We start from the raw sequence: 1,124 nt of genomic DNA, 5'->3' as shown, positions 1-1,124 counted from the left end.
GGGTGATTCCGGCTCCTTCGATGGCGTCAATCACGTCCCGGACCACATGGACGATGGCGACCACGACACCTACTACAAGAACGCCCGTTTCACGCTGAAGACCTGGACCGGCCAGGAAACCGAACTCGGCACCTTGAAGACCTACACCGAGACCCGCTTCAACTTCGGCAACAACACCAACGATTATTCCGACCAGACGGCTGACAACGCTGATAATTGGCAAGGCCATAACAAGGACGTCTCGCTGAACTTCGCCTGGATCCAGCTCGGTGGCCTGCGCGTCGGTAAGGACGAATCGGCCTTCGATACGTTCATCGGCTACGCCGGCAACGTCATCAACGATACGCTGGTTCCCTATGGCGGCTTCGACACCAATGTCGTCCAGTACTACTTCGATGCCGGCAACGGCTTCTCGGCGGTCGTCTCTCTCGAAGAAGGTTACGGCGACTACTCGATCGACAGCTATGTTCCGCATGTCGTCGGCGGCGTGAAGTGGACGCAGGGCTGGGGCGCTGTCACCGGCGTCGTTGCCTACGACAGCAACTATGAAGAAGTGGCCGGCAAGGTTCGTTTGGACGTGAATGCGACCAACGAACTGTCGCTGTTCATCATGGGCGGTTACGGAAGCGACGACAACTACCAGGACTTCTTTGCCGACACTGGCGGTCGCGGCTTCTACAAGCAGTGGAGCGGCAACTGGGCTGTGTGGGGTGGTGGCACCTACAAGTTCAACGAGAAGACCTCGTTTAACCTGCAGGCCTCCTATGACGAGGGCAAGAACCTCGGCATCGCGGCGAACGTCGCCTACGACGTTGTTCCCGGCTTCACGGTCACGGCCGAAGTCGATTACCTCAATGCAGGCAAATTCGACGACGCCGACTTCTCCAACTGGACCAACGCCAACAAGAAGAGCAGCGTCGGCGGTCTCCTCCGCTTCCAGCGCTCATTCTAACGGGCTTGGCCTGACTGAAATCGAAACCCGGCGGGCAACCGCCGGGTTTTTTCGTTCAGGGATTGCCGCAGTGATTCAGATGCCAGATTTTCAAGACGAAGGCTTAATACAGCAATCCTTACCGCTGGCGCTGCCCCTCACTGTCCTGCCGGACATCTCTCCCCGTGAACGG

At 58.2% G+C, this 1,124-nt stretch carries 1 protein-coding gene; it reads left to right on the top strand.

From position 1 onward, the window contains the following. On the top strand, positions 1-952 hold a 952-nt coding region (locus C9427_RS26375; RefSeq protein WP_245437181.1), incomplete at its 5' end, for a porin. Positions 953-1,124: the final 172 nt, after the last annotated feature.

Source organism: Mesorhizobium helmanticense (genome assembly GCF_003034915.1).
Classification (GTDB): Bacteria; Pseudomonadota; Alphaproteobacteria; order Rhizobiales; family Rhizobiaceae; genus Mesorhizobium; species Mesorhizobium helmanticense.
This window is presented reverse-complemented; position numbering and strand designations above follow the sequence as displayed.